This is a genomic window from Arthrobacter celericrescens, from assembly GCF_003614925.1.
Taxonomy (GTDB): domain Bacteria; phylum Actinomycetota; class Actinomycetes; order Actinomycetales; family Micrococcaceae; genus Arthrobacter; species Arthrobacter celericrescens.
Genome location: NZ_QYLP01000031.1, coordinates 55,708 through 74,251, shown reverse-complemented (window position 1 = coordinate 74,251; position 18,544 = coordinate 55,708). Strand labels below are relative to the sequence as shown.

Sequence of the window (18,544 nt, the reverse complement as noted above, 5' to 3'; positions counted from 1 at the left end):
CAGTCATGCCAGTTCAGTGCGACCTGAACGGATGGTGGCCGCCCGGATGCGGACTCGTCTCTCAGGCCAACGATGGCGTCCAAGGATCAATCACCTCGCTGTTTGCAAACATTCTTCAGAATGTCGCCTCGTGGATCTGGTCGTTCATCACGGGCGCCTTCAGCGTCTCGGACGTCGATGACTCCCAATGGACCGCAGTCGCGGGACTGACGAATTGGTGGGTCATCGTCATGATGACGCCGCTCGTCGTCGTCATGATCCTCCAACTCTTGTCCGGCCTGATCAGCCAGCAGCCCCGCCGCATAGGCCGAGCTCTGATCGGGGCCGCGGCCGCGGTTCCGATGGTGGCTGCTGCTGTCTATTTTGTCCGGCAGCTCACGAGAGTCGGCGACTCGGCGTCGACGGCGATTCTCAGCTCGCTCGGAACCGATCCGTACATGGTGTTCATGCGCCTCTTTGGCTTCGAGAGGGCGCCAGCGGATTCTGGCCGGGAATGGAACGTCGTCTCCCTGTCGCCGGGCACCAGCAGCGGTGCCGTCGGCGCGGTCATCGTCACCGCGATGGCCACCATCGTTGTCTGGATCCTGGCGTTCATCCTGATGTGTTCGATGATTTTCCGATCGTTCGCGCTGATCGTGCTTGCGGCGGTCGCCCCGGTTGCCCTCATGCTCATGCCCTGGGAACAGACAAAGTCCTGGGCACGGCGCTGGTGCGAAATCGTCGTCGCACTTCTGCTCGCCAAACCGCTCGCGGCAACTGTCCTGGCGGTAGCAATCAAGCTCTTCGCCGAATCCAAATCATTCGCGGGCCTCGCCGGTGGCGTCGTTGGTATGGCCCTGGCATGCGGGGCACCCCTCATGGCCCTGAGGTTGGTGAGTTTCGCCGGAGGCGAGCTCGCTGCGGCCGCCCAAACTGCCGGTGGCGGTCACGTTCTCTCGCGCGGTTCCAGCATTACTGCACGGCAGATCAGCCGGCAGCTTGGCGGCCGATTAACGCTCGCCAGCCTGGCCGGACGCCGGGCGGCTCCGCGCCCCATCCAGTCGAGCCGTCCGCAGTTTCCAACCCGAACGCTGCCGCCCAGGGTTCCGCTGCCCGGCTCTGCAGTGACTGCGCCGCCGCGCGGACCTAGAGGAGGCACAACGTTGATGCTCGACGGCGGCGCCTCGCCATCCGGCTCAAGCTCGCCTCGGGTACAGGGGGCGAACAGCCAGAGACCGGTTCCGGATGCATCTGGAACCGGAACCGGCGGTAAAGCCTCCAGTGTGAGCCCGCACCCGCCGTCTCCAGCGACACAAGCACGGTCCCAGCCCCCGATGGTTCCACCACCGCCTGTCCACCATCATGTCGTCCGTCCTCCGAGTAATGGAGATCCCCATGTCTGAAAACACTCGAGCCCTTGAGCCCGTGAAGTTTCCCCGCTACGAGCGCCGGGGACTGTTCATGGGCCTCAAGTGGTACCAATTGCTATTGCTTGCAGGCGGGGTTGTGATCGCGAGCGTGGCGTCCGCCGCCGGCGGACCGAGCGGCCTGTTTGTCTCCGGACCACTGTGGCTCACGCTGGTGCTGCTCGGGCTGTTGCAGTACTCCCGGATCCCATATCCTGTTTGGCTTGGCCACGCGGTGCTGTTCTTCCACCGCGCGACAACCAGCCAGACACGGTTTCTGGTCAGACCCGAGCGGGCTGCCCTGGCAGGGAAACTGACTCTTCCTGGCGGGTTGGGCAACTTGGTACTTCGCCGGACGGCCTGTGGGGAGTCGTTCATCGTGGACGCCCGTGGCAGGGAAGCGATCGCGGTTCTGCGCTGCAGTACCAGGTCTTTTGCGCTCTTGGATGCCGATGACAAGGCCTGGGCTGTGCAGGCGTGGTCCCGGGTGCAGGCGGGTTTGGCGCAGCGGACGAGCATCGCGAGAATCTCCGTTCAGGACTACACGGTCCCGTATCCGTCGACCGCGTTGCGTGACTTCTATGAACAAGCGGTTCCGCAACAAGGCGAAGCCAATGGGCCAGGCTGGGGGCGGCGTGCGTACGAGGATTTGATCTCGGCCGCCGGGTCCGCGATGAGCCACGATCTCCTGATCGCCCTCGTCCTGGATACCGCCAAGGCCCGGCGCAGGATCCGGGAGTCCGGCGGGGGAATGGCCGGTATTGAACATGTGCTTCGCCTCGAAGTCGATGCCATGAGGACCGCCCTGGGGACACACGGCGTGAAGGTGGAGGAGTGGCTGCCAGAAGGCGGCCTCCTCGACGTCGTTCGCGGCGCCTTCGATCCTGCTGCAGTTGCTGGCCACCATGGGCAGGCAAAGCCCGGAGAGGCAAGACCCTCGGGTCCCATGGCCGTTGAAGAGCACTGGAGCTACCTTCGGACAGACTCCGGATTCCATCAAACGTTCTGGATCGCAGAATGGCCCAGGCAGAAGGTTTTCCCGGGCTTTCTGCACCCATTGATCTACGTCGGCGATTTCCGCCACACGGTAACCGAGGTGATCCGTGCCGTTCCGACCAGCGAGGCACTTCGGGACATCCGTTCCGCCCAGGAAGCGCACGAGACAAGACGGCGGATCAATGCGCGCTTCGACCGGCCGTTGACCCGCGAGCAAAAGGCCGAAGAGGAGGAAGTTGCCCAGCGAGAGGAAGAGATTGTCGCTGGCCATGGAGATGTAAGGCCGGCTGCCTACGTGACCATCACTGCCGAAACAACCGATGAATTGGCGAGGCATAGGCAGGAACTTGAATCGGCGGCCGCAGGGGCTTTTGTCGAACTGCGTCTCCTGGCCGGCCAACAATGGGCGGCTTTTGTCGCCGGTGCGCTGCCGTTCGGCAGGGGACTGCGATGACGCGGGTAAGCCAGGTGGTTCAATACGTTCCGAATGGCGGCCGGGAGGAACAGAAAGCGCGACGGCGGCACGGGCCCCCCGCGCAGATCCATCGGTGGGGTGCGGCTCTTCGCCGGGCCGGCGAGGTTCTCGGTACACGGCTTGAAAGCACAGAGCCCGGCGGGGACTGGGGGAGCAAAGAACCCAACTCCTTGCGCGGTCCGCACCGCTTGCGGCCGGCACCGCACCGCGCCTCGACCCTGACGTTCGCGGCTGCTTATCCGTTCATCACCGAATCCGGGCTGGGGCACGAGGGGACGTACATCGGCACTGACGTGTTCGGATCCGGAGCCTTCTCCTACGACCCATGGATTCTCTATGACAAAGGCGTCATCAGCGGCCCTTCGATTGTCGTCATCGGCACTGTCGGGACCGGGAAATCGATGTGCGGAAAATCCTTGGTTGCCCGGTCAATCACGCTGGGCCGGAAGGCTGCCGTCGCTTCCGATCCCAAGGGGGAGTGGGTCGCCGTCGCCAATGCCGTGGGCGGAAAGGTCATTTCGGTCGGCCCAGGCCGCGCCGCCCGCGTCAATCCATTGGACGCCGGACCACGGTCCAGCGCCCTGACGGAGGCCCAGTGGCAAGCGGTGGTGCGCCAGCGCCGTCGATTTCTGCTTGTTGCCTTGGTCTCCCTAATGCGGCAGGGCATGCCCCTGCGGCCAGTCGAGCACACTGCCCTGGACATGGCCTTGATGGAAACCGTTGCAGAGAACTCGAACCCCACGCTCCCGATGGTCCTGGACCACTTGTTGAACCCGTCCAAGGAAACGATCGGGTTGGTCGGCAAGGACGGCGGATTGGCGGTCAGCCACTCTTTGCGGCGCACCGTCTCGGGCGATCTGGAAGGCATGTTCGATGCTCCGTCCACGGTCGCCTTCGACGCCGACGCGCCCATGATGGTGATGGACACCGCGGCCCTCATCGGCGCTTCGGAGCAAGCTCTTTCGCTTGCCGCGGCGTGCGGCGCCACTTGGCTGGAAGCTGCCGTCACGAATCCCGACGGCGGCAAACGGCTGGTGGTCTACGACGAGGGTTGGCGGATGCTTGCTGACCCTTACATGCTCGCCAAGATGAGCGAGCAATGGCGGCTTGCCCGTACCTATGGCATTGCGAACCTGCTCATCATGCACAAGGTAGCTGACCTGAACGAGATTGGCGACAGCAGCAGCGGCCACCGACAGAAGGCACTCGGCCTCCTTACGGAGGCGGATACCAGGATTATCTACCGGCAAAAGCACGATGCCATGCGCTTAACCAAGGAAGCCCTGGGGTTGTCCGAGGCCGAGTGCGAGCACGTGGAGAATCTGCCGAAAGGCGTCGGGCTCTGGAAGGTCGGAAACCGGTCGTTCATCGTTGCCAACCGGATTACCACCGATGAACTGGAAGTCTTCGGCACCGACGAGCGGATGGTCTGAGCGGTCATGAGTTCGCGGCGAGGCGACAACACGCCCTTGGTCACGGCAGGGCTGCTCGCGGTCTCCAGTTACGCTTTTCTGTGCCTCCTGGCGCAGGGGTCGGCGCATCTTCTGATGGTCTGGCGTTGTGGTGGCAGTCCGCCGTCGCCGTTAAACCCGGCCGCCGCCGTCGGGCTTTTTGCTGGCAGGATCGATTGGATCGCCCGACTGCCGCAAGGGTGCGGTGTTGGGACAGTCGATGTCTGGTGGCTGCTTGGCCCGGCGCTGTTTCTGATGGCCGCGCTCGCCGTCGGGTCGTTGGTGCTTTGGCGGAGGTGGAGACAGTCCGGCGCGTGGCTGCGCCAGGACATCCTGAACCGCGACGGCATCGCGAAACGGGCTGAGATCCTGCAGGATTTTGGAGCCCGGTCAGTTCGCCGGCGCGGCAAATTCACCCGCCCGGGCCTGGCCAAACCTCGGATCCAGGATGTCGCGTGGACCCTGGGCCGCTCCCGCGGGGTGACGATCCATGTCTCGACAGAGGAATCGATGGTGATCCAAGGAGCGCCACGCTCGGGCAAAGGGCTCTATGTGGTGATCAATGCCATCCTCGATGCACCCGGTGCCGTCGTCACTACCTCCACCCGTGCGGACAACCTGGTGGTCACGATGAATGCGCGTGCCGGTGGCGGCAGGCCGGTGACCGTTTTCGATCCGCAAGGCATGTCCGGACTTCCCTCAACCCTTCGCTGGTCCCCTGTGCGCGGTTGCCAAGATCCGGACGTTGCCACACGTCGGGCCCTCGTCATCACAGCGGATACCGAGATGAAAGGTGAGAATGCCGCGTGGCAGAAGCGTTCGCTGATTATCCTGCAATGCCTCCTGCACGCCGCTGCCTTATCCGGGGAAGGCGTTCGGGCGTTCCGTCGATGGTCGTCGAGCCCCGTTTTGGCGCGCGAGGCAATGGAGGTGCTCAGCGAGCCCGGAGCTGCGCTGGGCTGGCAGGCCGACCTGATGGGAATCCTGGAGGACGATCCCCGGAACACGTCCAATTCCTGGATCGGTGTTTCGGCTGCCGTGGCGCCGTTGTCATCGCCGAAGGTGTTGGCCGCCTTGGATCCCCGGGATGAATCAGAGGAGTTCGATCCGAAATCTTTCATCCACGACCGTGGCACCTTGTACTTGATCGGAACCCGGGCCGGCGCTGCCGCGGCAGGTCCTTACCTATCGGCCCTGATCGACGATATCGACAACGCTGCGCGGGAAATGGCGTTCGTCTCGCCCGGAGGCAGGCTGGATCCGCCTCTGTCGCTGATCCTTGATGAGATTGCCAACCTGGCGCCGTGGCCAGGGCTGCCGATTGCACTCTCTGACGGAGGAGGCATCGGCATTTCCACCCTTGTGGTGCTGCAGTCGCTGTCTCAAGCGAGGACTGGCTGGTCCATCGATGAGGCCGCGACCATCTGGGATTCCGCGATTATCAAGGTGATCTTCGGCGGCGGATCCGACGAGCGCGATCTCCGCTCACTCGCCGGGTTGCTGGGGGAGCGAAGCCTGACCCTGAACACCCGCTCATGGTCCGCGCAGGGTCGCCAGGACGGCGAACAGATCAGGGAGAGTCCCGTCCTACCGCTTCACGAGATCAGGCGCTTACCGGCCGGCACAGCCCTCATGCTGGGGCGTCGAACCCGGCCGATTCTGTTGGATCTGCGTGAATGGCACAAGCGGAAAGACGCCGCGGAGCTCGGCCGATCCAAGGCCGAGCTTGAGCAAGTCCTGGCGGCAGGCCATCGGGTGCGACAGCAAATCGCTGAGGGGGCAAACGATGGACAGCCGTGATGACCTCGAACGCTTTGAAACACCTTCAACAGTGACGGATGACGACGAACTGACGGCCGAGCTTTTCCGCGCCGCGTTCCGGCCACCCGGACGCGGATCTGGTGGGACACTTCGCTGGCGGGACTTGACGTCCGCGCAGGCGGAAAGGGTTTGGACTTCCCTGGCTGCGTGGGTGAGGTGGTTTGTCTCCACGTACCAGCTCACGACGTCGGTGATCCCGGACTGCTGGTGGCGGCACTCCGAGATCGTGGCCGAGCTTTATGCTCTTCAGCTCGCGGAGCAGGCTTCGTTTTCCGCTGACGATTCCGGTTTCGGGCCGCTCGCCTTTCACGAAAGGCTGCCGCACGCCGTCGAGCGCTTGCGGCTCCTTACCCGGACGGCGGGCTGTGTCGGGCTGCAGACGCACAAGGAACCCGCCCCCCGAATCCTTTCCGTTGATTCCCCGGGGTTCCAGGAATGGCGGACCGCCCACCACCAGTTTGGGGCCGAGTCCTGAAGTCATGCTGTCCGTTCACCTGGGGACATGAACAGATATCCGCGTCTGCGGATCCCAAGAGGCATGGAGGTGGCCGTCGTGGCTCCCAGAAGCGAGGGCGCTTCGCGTTCTAAGCAACGAGACGCAGAAGTCGGCTTGGCCGAACTCGGCGCTTCACGCCTGACACCTGAGGAGCGCATCGCTGCACTTACGGATGGCCTGCACACGATTCTCGAAAGGGCCGTTGAGTCCCCGTCTCACTGGCAGGTGCTCCTGGATGCGTCTGCCACCCTTTGGCGATACTCCGGGGGCAACGTGGCCCTGCTCATGATGCAGATGGCGCAGCGCGGCACCGAGGAACCCACGCTTGTGGCTGGGTTCAGAGAATGGGAGCGCCACGGCCGCGCAGTGCTGAAGGGCGAACATGCGCTCTGGGTGATCGCGCCTCGCACGGCTCGCATGCAGGAATTCACGCTGCCCGATGGGACTCGACAGAGGATGCGCATCGGGGAGAAGCCTCCGCAAGGCGCCGTCGAGGGTGGCAAGAAGACCGTCATCATTGGGTGGCGCGGGCAAGCGGTCTTCGACGTCTCGCAAACTCAAGGGGCGCCGTTGCTGGTGCCAAGGACTCAAGTTGGGCTTGGCGCGGTGGCGTCCGACCTTTTTGCATCGCTGAGGGACGTCGCGCAATCCCACGGCTTTGAAGTCCGCGTCGACGATGCCCAATACGGCCTCACCAGCGGCTATACGGACTTCGCCAAGCACCTTGTCCAAGTAGGTGCCTGGCTGAGCCCGGAGGAACGCACCGCGGTGCTCGCCCACGAGCTCGGACACGTGCTGCTGCACGGCCCGGACGACGCCGTCGGGCGGCTTTACGGCAGCAGTGCGGACCATCGCGGGCTGGCTGAGGTGGAGGCTGAGTCGGTTGCCTACACGGTGCTGCGGGCGCACGGGATCGATCGTGGGCCACAATCCGCTTCGTACCTCGCCGGGTGGGCGGACGCCGTCATTGAGACTGAGCACGGCGCTTCGGAGCGCGACGCAGGCAGCAAGCTGCCGGCGTCGCGGGTGGACATTGCGAAGTCAGTCCTTGGGCGAGTCACCGCAGCAACGAAGGGGATCCTCGAACAGACCCATCCACCCGGTTTCGGGGGCAAGGTTCCGACTGCCGCAGCCGACCCACGGCCGAAAGAGGCAGTGTCCTATGTCGGTGTCGGTGTGGGGCTGCCCGCACCGTCAATCGACGGGCCAGCGATCGCCGGCCCAGGAGTCTAACTCCAACTACCTGTTCGGCGGGAGAGTCCCGCTGGCATCAGAAAGGACAAACAATGAGCACCAAGATCCCTGTCACCATCGCCGGCAACCTCGTTGCCGCTCCCGAGCTCAGTTATGGCGAATCAGGTGTTGCCCACGCCAAGCTGCGCGTGGCAGTCAACCAACGAGTCCAAGGAGCCGACGGAGCGTGGCAAGACGGTGAGCCGGTCTTCCACAACGTCTCGGCATTCCGCGCGCTCGCCGAGAACGCCGCGAACTCTCTGAAGAAGGGCGATCCAGTCACGGTGGCGGGCGAGCTTGAATTCCGCACTTACGAGAAAGACGGTGAACGCCGCGAGGCCCGCCGCATCGTCGCCGACACGATCGGGCCGGACCTTCGCTTTGGAACGGCTGTCTACCAGCGCGCGTCGCACACGGCGGCCACAGGGCCAGACGTTGAGGTTCAAGTTGCCCCGGAAGTGTCAGCTGCTGCGGAGGCCCCCGCGCCCGTGTACAACGTCATCTCAAAGGATCCGGCGGTGGTGCGCCCTTTCGGAACCGCAGCGGGGAATGAGATGAATTACTGAACTTGGTGGGCCCTGGCGGCTGTGCTTTGGTTGCGGGCAGGATCCTTGCGCTTGCTGGGATCCTGAATTCGGCAGGACGCGAATGCTCCGGCTGGCGTCATCGCTGGAGCATCGCCAACCCATGAAACTGAAAAAGTTTGGGCGTCGTCTGGTCCAAGACGGCGCCTTCTCGCGCTGTGGGACGTCTGCCCGTAATGTCAGAGGCAGCAAGTAGGCTCGTATTGGGTATTTACGCGTCGCCCAGCGACTGCGATGGGGCAAATGGAGTGAATGAATGAAGAGCGTCTACCACCAGAACTCAGTCGGACATCAGCTGGCAGCGGAAGCTATCCGATCGGTGGTGATGTGGTAGTGGCTCTCAAGAAGTCGGACCTGTACAGCTCGCTATGGAAGAGCTGCGACGAACTGCGCGGGGGCATGGATGCCAGCCAATACAAGGACTACATCCTGACGATGCTGTTCTTGAAGTACGTCTCCGACAAAGCCAAGACCGATCCGAATTCGCTGATCGACGTCCCTGCCGGCGGCTCCTTCGACAACATGATCGCGCTCAAGGGCGACAAGGAGATCGGCGACAAGGTCAACAAGATCATCGCCAAGCTCGCCGATGCCAACGACCTGCAAAAGGTCATCGATCTTGCCGACTTCAATGACGAGGAAAAACTCGGCAAAGGCAAAGAGATGCAGGACCGCCTCTCCAAGCTCGTCACTATCTTCCAGGAACTCGACTTCCGTGGCTCCCGTGCAGAAGGCGACGACCTTCTCGGCGATGCCTACGAATACCTCATGCGTCACTTCGCCACCGAGTCCGGCAAGTCAAAGGGACAGTTCTATACCCCGGCCGAGGTCTCACGAGTGCTCGCGAAGCTGATCAGCGTCACTCCGGATACGCCACGTTCAGCCACGGTCTACGACCCGACCTGTGGGTCCGGCTCGCTGCTGCTCAAGGTTGCCGCTGAATCACGCAACGGCCTGACGATTTATGGCCAGGAGAAGGACAATGCCACCTGGGCACTGTCCAAGATGAACATGATCCTGCACGGCAATGAGATCGCTGACATCCGCAAAGGCGATACGATCACCAGCCCGCAGTTCACCAAGGGCGACAGCCTGGATACTTTCGACTTTATTGTTGCCAACCCACCGTTCTCCATAAAATCCTGGAGCAACGGTTTGGAGAACGAATTCGGCCGCTTTGAATACGGCACACCACCTGAAAAAAACGGCGACTACGCGTTTCTTCTCCACATCCTGAAATCGATGAAGAGCACCGGCAAGGCCGCGGTCATCCTTCCCCACGGCGTGCTGTTCCGCGGCAACGCTGAGGCCACCATCCGCAAGCAACTCCTCAAGCGGGGTTTCATCAAGGGCATCATTGGCCTGCCTGCCAACCTCTTCTATGGCACCGGGATCCCGGCCTGCATCATCGTGCTTGACAAGGAAAACGCCCAGAGCCGGACCGGCGTCTTCGTGATCGACGCGTCCAAGGGCTTCCTGAAAGACGGCAACAAAAACCGCCTCCGCTCCCAGGACATGCACAAGATCGTCGATGTCTTCACCAGACAGCAGGAAGTCAAGCGGTATTCGCGCATGGTGCCGCTATCTGAGATTGGCAATGACGCCAATGACTTCAACCTTAACATCCCGCGCTACATCGATTCCTCTGAACCTGAAGACATCCAGGACCTTTACGCGCACCTACATGGCGGCATCCCGAACCGCGACATTGATGCCCTGAGCGCCAGCTGGGACGCGTTCCCGTCACTGCGGCAGCAGTTGTTCAAGAACACAGGACGCGAGGGATACAGCGAACTGACCGTCGATATCTCGGAGGTACAGCAGGCCATTCTGGATTCGGAGGAATTCGCCGGATTCTCGGACAAAGCCCGGACGGAGCTTGGGGCCTGGTACACCGCTCACCGTTCGGCGCTGGAATCAATCGACGAGGACACGAAGCCCAACGATTTGGTCGCCGAACTGGGCGACGACCTGCTCGCGCGCTTCAAGGGTATGGCACTGCTGGATGAGTACGACGTCTATGAGCAGCTCATGACGTACTGGCATGGCACGATCCATGACGACATCTTCTTGGTCATGCACGAGGGCTGGGTAAATGCGGCTAAACCACGCAAGACCATCGAAGACAAAGACCGGAAGATCTCCGAAACACCTGACCTGGTGGTTGGTGCCGGCCGGTCGGCTATCAAGTACAAGATGGACTTGATCCCGCCCGCTCTGATCGTCAACCGCTATTTCACGAAGGAACAGGCTTACATTGACCAGCTGACTGCCATCGCGGACGACGCAGCTCGCCAGGTCGAGGAGTACACCGAAGAGCACGCCGTCGAAGAAGGTCTTCTCGCCGATGCCATGGACGACGGGAAGATTAGTAAGGTCCTAGCTGCTGCGCGACTCAAAGAATTCAAGCGTGAAGACGGCGACCTTGAAGAGGTCAAAGCTCTCGAACATCTGATGAAGCTTTACCATGGCGAAGCGGCTGCCAAGAAACTCGTGAAGGACGCTCAATTCAAGCTGGACAATTCGGTGCTGTCGCAATACGGCAATCTCACCGAACAAGATGTGAAGGCGCTCATTCTTGACGACAAATGGCAGGCGACGATTGCAAGCGGCATCGACGGTGAAATAGCGAAGCTGACTCATAATCTAGTCGCCCGCATCAAGGAACTCGGTGAGCGCTATGACAAAACCGTCGGAGACTTGGAATCGGACCTTGCAGATCTCGGAAATAGGGTTTCGCTGCATCTGGCAGAAATGGGGGTCCAGTGATTGGCAATGTTGTATTGAGGCCAGTTCGGCAGCTTAGCGATCTCGTCACCAAGGGAACAACGCCGACTTCCCTTGGGCGCCCGTTCGTAGCACGTGGCGTTACGTTTATCAAAGTCGAAACCATTGCGTCCGACGGCGAGTTCATTGCGGGCAAGGAAGCCTTCATCGACTACGAAACACATGGACTCCTTCGTAGATCGCAACTCCAGACTGGAGACATCCTTTTCTCTATCGCTGGCGCACTTGGACGAACGACAGTCGTCAAGCCCGAATGGCTACCGGCGAACACAAATCAGGCTTTTGCTATCATTCGACCCTCAAAACGCAATAACGTCTGTTCCAGATACTTGCTTTGGCAGCTGCGAGGCAGCATGGTTCAGCGGCGAATTGTCGAAATAAACGTTCAAGCGGCCCAAGCAAACCTTTCGCTGGAACAAGTACGTGATTTCGAGATTCCAATAATTGCAAGGAAGGAACAGGCTCGTATTGCTGATGCTCTGGACGACATAGATGCTCTTGCGTCCGGATTGGAGCGCCTAATTTCGAAGAAGCGCTCAATCAAGCAAGGAATGATGCAGCAACTCCTTACCGGTCAGACACGATTGCCCGGATTCTCGGGAGACTGGACATCGCTGCACGTTGCTTCAAATTCAACCTTAAGGGCACGAATCGGATGGCAAGGACTTACTGCCGACGAATATAGGTTCGACGGTGAGCATCGGCTAGTAGGAGGGACGGAGTTCTCGGATGGGCGAGTTGACTGGAGTCGTACGCCGTTTGTCGACCGGTGGCGCTATGACCAGGATTCTGGAATACAACTGCGCGAGGGTGATGTACTCCTGACGAAGGATGGCACAATTGGTAAAACTGCCTTCGTTGATGAACTGCCTGGCCCATGCACACTAAATAGCGGCGTCTTTGTGATTCGGCCCACCAAGAAGGCGTATGACTCACACTTCCTCTACTACATGCTCCGCTCCAGGAGTTTTGACGAATTCCTATCAAGGCTTACTGCGGGATCGACTATTTCCCACCTGTATCAGCGGGACCTCGTAGGCCTTGTTCTGGATGTGCCCCCAACGTTGGAGGAACAGCATGCCATCGTCAAGACACTTTATGACGCTGATGCAGAGCTAGGGGCATTGCGTGCTCGGCTCTCCAAAGCACAGTCACTCAAGCAAGGAATGATGCAGGAACTCCTGACTGGCCGCACGCGATTGCAGCCTGTGGAGGCCTCGTCATGAGGCAGGATATTGAACATACTTTTTGGGGGCATGAATCATGAGTACCGTTGGACAGATTGAACGTAGGACGCAGGAGCGAGTGGTCGAGCTGTTTGAGGAGCAGCTTGGCTACGAGTATGCCGGTAGCTGGGAGCAGCGCCCAGATAACTCGCACATAGAGACCAGCCTGCTCGAGCAGAACCTCCTGGCCCGTGGCTACGACAGCAACCTGTCCAACAGGGCGATTGAACAACTGAAGAAGTCGGCTTCCCTTGGTGGCGGCCGCAAGTTGTACGAAGCGAACCGAGAGGTCTACGACCTGCTGCGCTATGGCGTGAAGGTCCGGCCTGGAATCGGAGAGCAGACTGAGACAGTCTGGTTGGTTGACTGGCACAGTCCCGAGGCCAACCATTTTGTGGTAGCCGAGGAAGTATCTATCAAGGGTGAGCACTCTAAACGCCCTGACGTCGTCCTGTATATCAATGGTTTGGCGCTGGGAGTCATCGAACTCAAGCGTTCCAAAGTGGCCGTTTCTGAGGGCATCCGCCAGAACATCGGCAATCAGAAGAAGGACTTTATCCGCCCGTTCTTCACTACGGTGCAGTTGGTGATGGCCGGCAACGACGTCGAAGGCCTTCGCTATGGCGTGATTGACACTCCGGAGAAGTACTGGCTCGAATGGAAAGAGCCGTCCGACATTCAGGAGCCACTGGACCGCGCCCTGGTGCAAATGTGCTCAAAGGAACGATTCCTCGAAATCATCCACGACTTCATGGTCTTCGACGCCGGAACAAAGAAGACATGTCGCCACAACCAGTTCTTTGGCGTCAAAGCATCTCAGGACCGCATCGCTAAGCGTGAGGGCGGCATCATCTGGCATACGCAGGGTTCGGGCAAGTCGCTGACCATGGTATGGCTGGCCAAATGGATCCGCGAACACCAGACGCAAGGCGACAAGCAAGCTCGCGTTCTGATTATCACCGACCGCACCGAACTCGATGACCAGATAAAGAATGTCTTCGCCGGAGTCAACGAAGACATCTACCGAACCACGTCGGGAGCCGACCTGATCGGCGTCTTGAACAGCCATGACCCGTGGCTGGTCTGTTCTCTTGTCCATAAGTTCCGTGGCAGCGACGATGACGCGGCCCAGGACGAGGCCGAGGGTGACTTCATTGCCGAGCTCAATTCCAAGATCCCGGCCGGGTTCTCTGCCAAGGGCAATCTGTTCGTCTTTGTCGACGAGGCTCACCGCACCCAATCTGGCAAGATGCACAAGGCCATGAAGCAACTGCTGCCAGGTGCCATGTTTATCGGGTTCACGGGCACGCCGCTGCTAAAAGCGGACAAGGCAACAAGTATTGAGACGTTCGGTAGCTTCATCCACACGTACAAATTCAACGAAGCCGTAGATGACGGTGTCGTCCTGGACCTTCGCTACGAGGCCCGCAATATCGACCAAGACCTGACCTCGCCTGCAAAGATCGATCAGTGGTTCGATGCCAAGACCAAGGGCATGACGGATCTGTCTAAGGCCGAACTGAAGAAGCGTTGGGGCACCATGCAAAAAGTGGTCAGCTCCGAACCGCGCGCCAAGCAGATCGTCAATGACATTTTGCTCGATATGGAAACCAAGCCCCGTCTGATGGACGGGCGCGGCAACGCCATGCTTGTCAGCGCCAGCATCTACCAGGCCTGCAAGTTCTACGAGATGTTCCGCCAGGCCGGGTTCAAGGGCAAATGCGCCATTGTCACCAGCTACAACCCGCAGGCCGGCGATATCTCCAAGGAGGACTCGGGCCACGGAGCCACCGAGAAGCTGCGCCAGTACGACATCTACCGGCAAATGCTGTCAGACCACTACGACGAACCGGCCGACCAGGCCGTGGCAAAGATCGAACAGTTCGAAAAAGACGTCAAGGAACGATTCATCAAGGAACCGGGCCAGATGCGCCTGCTCATCGTGGTCGACAAGCTCCTGACGGGTTTTGACGCGCCGTCGGCGACGTACTTGTACATCGACAAGTCCATGCGCGATCACGGCCTTTTCCAAGCCATTTGCCGCGTCAACCGCCTCGATGGTGACGACAAAGACTACGGCTACATCGTCGACTACCAGGACCTCTTCAACTCTCTCGAAGACGCCATCACGGACTACACCTCCGGCGCGCTCGACGGCTACGAAAAGAACGACATCGACGGGCTGCTGAAGGACCGTGTCCAGCAGGCCCGCGAAGATCTTGAGGAAGCCCTTGAGCGAATCCGGGCGCTCTGTGAAGCAGTGGAGCCTCCGAAGGGAACGCTTCAGTACCAGCACTACTTCTGCGCTATTGACCAGGGCAATGCCGAGCAGATCAAACACAACGAAGCCAAACGTGTCGAGCTCTACAAGTCGGTTGCTGGTCTCACCCGTAGCTACGCAGCCATCGCCAACGACATGGCGGAGGCCGGCTACTCAGATGCAGAAGCATCGGCAATCAGCAAAGAAGTCGCCCACTACGCTGCCGTCCGTGACGAGGTAAAACTCGGTGCCGGCGAAAACGTTGACTTCAAACAATACGAAGCCGGCATGCGGTTCCTCCTCGACACCTACATCCATGCCGATGGCTCCGAACTGGTCGCTGACTTCCAGAACGTGGGCCTCGTCCAGCTGATCGTCCAGGAAGGCGCTGGTGCGATCGACAAGCTCCCGGCTGGGATCAAGAAGGACCCCGTGGCCGTGGCCGAGACCATCGCCAACAACATCCGCAAGGTCATCGTCGACGAGCACGCGATGAATCCGAAGTACTACGACAGCATGTCTAGTTTGCTCGATGCCATCATTGAGCAGCGACGCCAGGGTGCCTTGGACTACAAGGCATATCTCGAGCGGCTCATTGCTCACGCGAAGAAAGTCGGTTCAAAAGAATCCGACACTGTCTACCCTGAGTGGGCCGTCAACGGAGCTCAGCGAGCCATCGTCGATTTCGGCTGGACAGATCCAGCCACACCGGTTCAGGTCGACACCGCCGTTCGACTCAGCAAGCCGCACGACTGGGTTGGCAACAAGATGAAAGAGAAGGTCGTCGCCCGGGCCATCAAGCAAGTGCTGCCGGATGGCTTCGACCGGTTCGACGAGCTCTTTGATTTGGTAAAGGCACGCAATGAGTACCGCTAGCCCTTACCTCACGGTTTCCGGCATCGACGTCGACGTTATCTACAAGAACATCAAGAACCTGCACATCGCCGTCTACCCTCCTCTTGGCCGCGTCCGCGTAGCTGCCCCAGAGCGCCTAGACGATGACGCCATCCGCCTGGCTGTCGTGCAACGCCTGCCGTGGATCAAGAAGCAACGTGAGCAGCTGAGGAGCGCCGTACGCCAGACCGAGCGCGAGATGGTTGCAGGTGAATCCCACTTTGTTTGGGGGAGACGTTATCGGCTCCAGATTGTCGAATCCAAAGGTCGGACTACCTTCGCAACCGCAGGTGCACGCCTTCGGTTATCGACCCGCGCCGAGAGCACACCAGAACAGCGATTAGCAGCATTGGAACGCTGGTATCGCCAGCAACTCAAGGACGCGATCCCCGAACTTATCGCCAAATGGGAGCCTGTTATTGGCCGGCAGGTGCCCAAGTGGACCGTCCGTCGAATGAAGACAAAATGGGGTACGTGCAACCGGGAGTCCGGACACATCTGGCTGAATCTAGAACTGGCCAAGAAGCACCCGCGCTGCCTGGAGTACATCGTGGTCCACGAGATGACTCACTATCTGCAGCGGGCCCACGATGATGCGTTTAACGAACTGATGGACAAGTTCCTGCCGGACTGGCGGGCGAGGCGTGACGAGCTGAACTCGGCGCCGCTTCGATCTGAAGATTGGGGGCATCAATGAGATTGACTAGCGCGTATATCAAGGGCTATGGTCGACTTGTCGATGCCAAGATCAACCTCGACAGCAAAGTTATCGCCATCGTTGGCCCTAACGAGGCAGGCAAGACCACCCTGCTCAAAGCTCTTGCTCATGCCGGTTCAGATGCGCCAGTACTGATCCCCCAGAGAGCGCGAGGCAGTCAGGTTGCTGATGACGCAACGGTCGTGTCATTAAAGTACATCCTCGATGACCAGGACCGGAAATCGGTCGCGGATCTCATGCTCGATGAGCCCCCACAGACAATGACAGTCGGCCGCAAGGCTCAGGGCGGCACGGTCGCCGTGGGACTTCAGCCATTGCCAAGGAAGGCTCGGGCGCCGCTAACGCAGGCGGTTAAACAGCTCCGCCGCGGCGCGAGTTCAAAAGACCTGGCGGGCTGGGTCGATCCGAACACTAGGTACGGCGATCCGGACTTCGACGCTGACTTTCCCTCGGAACTGGCCAATCTGGTTGATGATATCGATGCGATTCTGGTCGGTTCGCATTCTGGAGAAGACTCCGATCTGGGTGAGCGAGCTAGTTCCCTGCTGTCTGCGATTCTCGATGTTTCAAGGGCTCGAGCACTTCGAGAAGGTCTCGTTGCCGTCATTGAATGGATGGAACGTGAGGATCCTGCGCCAAGGGTGCGTTCTGTACTCTGGCGCCGCGCTCCGGATCTCTTGATGTTTGATGAAAACGATCGAACGATCCATTCTTCTTACGTGCTCGGTGATGACTTGCTGGCGAATGTGCCGCCCGCGCTGCAAAACTTGGCCGGCGTGGGTCAACTTGACCTGGCCGCGATCGTCCAGCATGTCCAGAGCGGGGATATTGCTCGACGGGACACCGCGATCGCCCAAGCGAACAAGAGGCTCGACACGCTGTTCGAGGAGGCTTGGAGGCAATCGCGCCTATCGGTTCGCTTCAGTGTTGACGGCTCCTACCTTCGTATCGTCATCTGGGAGGACGGCGACAACATCACCGTGTTCGACGAGCGTAGCGCGGGGCTCAGGATGTTCGTTGCCCTAATCGCCTTTCTCAAGGTACATGGCACGGAGCGTCCGCCAATTCTGCTGATCGACGAGGCTGAGAATCACCTTCACATCGACGCTCAGGCTGACCTAGTCAACATGTTTGTGACTCAGGAACAGGCCGTCAAGGTCGTGTACACGACCCATAGCCCGGCCTGCCTTCCTCCGGATCTCGGGTCCGGGATTCGATCAGTGGTTCCGCGTAAGGACAATCTTCAGGTCAGCGACATTAGGAATAGTTTCTGGCAAGGGGCTGCAGGATACTCTCCCTTAATGCTTGCGATGGGGGCGGCCGCGGCCGCATTCACCCCTGCGCGCTGTGTCGTCCTTGCTGAGGGCGCCACCGAAATGATCCTGCTGCCGACATTATTGCGTACCGCAATTGCAATGGAATCGCTCCCATATCAAGTGGCCCCGGGCTTGTCTGAGGTGCCGAAGGACTTCTATTCGAAGCTTGATCTCGAGGGTGCCAAGGTGGCCTACCTCCTTGATGGGGACGGTGGCGGAGATGAGTTACAGAAGGGACTCGTCAGAGCTGGGGTTTCAGAGACGCTGATCGTTCGTCTCGACGTTCCTGGGATCGAGAATGTGCTCGAGCCCATCGCCTATCTTGAGGCGTTGACCGCCCCCCTGGGCGAATGCAATACAGGAACAGCGGTCCCGAGCCTTCCCACGCTCGAAGATCCGACCAAACAGTCATGGGCGAAGCAACTTGACGGCTGGATAACTGAACAAGGATTGAAGGCGCCATCTAAAGTTGCGGTCGCGAATTGGCTGGTAGAGAACGACAAAGCCCGACCCAGCTCAGCAGGTGCGAAGCAGCTTCGACTTTTGCATCGCAGGCTTTTGAAGGCCGTCGGTGCAGAGAGTGAATCCGCAAGAACTTAACGAATTGGCTAAGGCTGTGATTCGCTTGCTACTTGCTCCGTGGGTAGGTGACCCCTGTCTGACTGAACGTTTGGGCTGCCTCGACTTGGTGCCCAAGCAAGACACCTTGATGCCTGTATGTAATACGTTGGCGGCCATGGAGCTCCGGGTCTCACTTGTGTGGGGTCGGGCGATATCAACAGGACCGATCCAGGCCAGATCGGGTCATGCAGCGCTTCGAGCCAGGCGCGCTGGACGTGATTGAATCGGTTCCACTTGATGGTGATCCACGATCCTGTCGGTTCAAGGGCATCGACGCTCAG

The 18,544-nt window shown here is 60.1% G+C and carries 12 protein-coding genes; all 12 read left to right on the top strand.

Translation table 11 applies throughout. The features are described from left to right. Positions 1 to 5: 5 nt before the first annotated feature. The 12 genes from D3654_RS07035 to D3654_RS06980 all read left to right on the top strand — a co-directional run bounded on the left by D3654_RS07035 (position 6) and on the right by D3654_RS06980 (position 18,242). Complete coding sequence (locus D3654_RS07035) at positions 6 to 1,382, top strand: type IV secretion system protein (protein ID WP_120520803.1); 1,377 nt, start codon at positions 6 to 8, stop codon at positions 1,380 to 1,382. Continuing rightward, the gene (locus D3654_RS07030; RefSeq protein ID WP_120520802.1) at positions 1,375 to 2,835 is read left to right on the top strand and encodes an SCO6880 family protein; all 1,461 of its coding nucleotides are present in this window, start codon (positions 1,375 to 1,377) and stop codon (positions 2,833 to 2,835) included. The genes D3654_RS07035 and D3654_RS07030 overlap by 8 nt, the downstream gene beginning before the upstream one ends. A gap of 191 nt (positions 2,836 to 3,026) precedes the next feature. After that, complete coding sequence (locus D3654_RS07025; protein ID WP_120520801.1) at positions 3,027 to 4,289, top strand: ATP-binding protein; 1,263 nt, start codon at positions 3,027 to 3,029, stop codon at positions 4,287 to 4,289. A 36-nt stretch (positions 4,290 to 4,325) separates the two neighbouring features. Continuing rightward, entirely contained in the window at positions 4,326 to 6,107 is a 1,782-nt protein-coding gene (locus D3654_RS07020) for a type IV secretory system conjugative DNA transfer family protein (RefSeq protein ID WP_162943664.1), read from the top strand. Further along, positions 6,034 to 6,603 carry a hypothetical protein gene (locus D3654_RS07015; protein WP_162943663.1) on the top strand — a complete coding sequence of 190 codons (570 nt, stop codon included), beginning with the start codon at positions 6,034 to 6,036 and terminating at the stop codon, positions 6,601 to 6,603. Before D3654_RS07020 ends, D3654_RS07015 begins: the two co-directional genes overlap by 74 nt. A gap of 135 nt (positions 6,604 to 6,738) precedes the next feature. Continuing rightward, positions 6,739 to 7,857, top strand: a complete 1,119-nt coding sequence (locus tag D3654_RS07010; RefSeq protein WP_162943662.1) for an ArdC-like ssDNA-binding domain-containing protein — start codon at positions 6,739 to 6,741, stop codon at positions 7,855 to 7,857. A 53-nt stretch (positions 7,858 to 7,910) separates the two neighbouring features. Next, a complete protein-coding gene (locus D3654_RS07005) occupies positions 7,911 to 8,423 on the top strand; it encodes a single-stranded DNA-binding protein (RefSeq protein ID WP_120520797.1) in 513 nt (170 codons plus the stop codon). A gap of 270 nt (positions 8,424 to 8,693) precedes the next feature. Beyond that, the gene (locus D3654_RS07000) at positions 8,694 to 11,210 is read left to right on the top strand and encodes a type I restriction-modification system subunit M (RefSeq protein ID WP_120520796.1); all 2,517 of its coding nucleotides are present in this window, start codon (positions 8,694 to 8,696) and stop codon (positions 11,208 to 11,210) included. Next, positions 11,207 to 12,454, top strand: a complete 1,248-nt coding sequence (locus D3654_RS06995) for a restriction endonuclease subunit S (RefSeq protein WP_120520795.1) — start codon at positions 11,207 to 11,209, stop codon at positions 12,452 to 12,454. The genes D3654_RS07000 and D3654_RS06995 overlap by 4 nt, the downstream gene beginning before the upstream one ends. Before the next feature lie 37 nt (positions 12,455 to 12,491). Next, the gene (locus tag D3654_RS06990; protein WP_120520794.1) at positions 12,492 to 15,590 is read left to right on the top strand and encodes a type I restriction endonuclease subunit R; all 3,099 of its coding nucleotides are present in this window, start codon (positions 12,492 to 12,494) and stop codon (positions 15,588 to 15,590) included. Further along, a complete protein-coding gene (locus D3654_RS06985) occupies positions 15,577 to 16,305 on the top strand; it encodes a M48 family metallopeptidase (RefSeq protein ID WP_120520793.1) in 729 nt (242 codons plus the stop codon). The genes D3654_RS06990 and D3654_RS06985 overlap by 14 nt, the downstream gene beginning before the upstream one ends. Next, the gene (locus D3654_RS06980; protein WP_120520792.1) at positions 16,302 to 18,242 is read left to right on the top strand and encodes an AAA family ATPase; all 1,941 of its coding nucleotides are present in this window, start codon (positions 16,302 to 16,304) and stop codon (positions 18,240 to 18,242) included. Before D3654_RS06985 ends, D3654_RS06980 begins: the two co-directional genes overlap by 4 nt. Positions 18,243 to 18,544 lie beyond the last annotated feature (302 nt).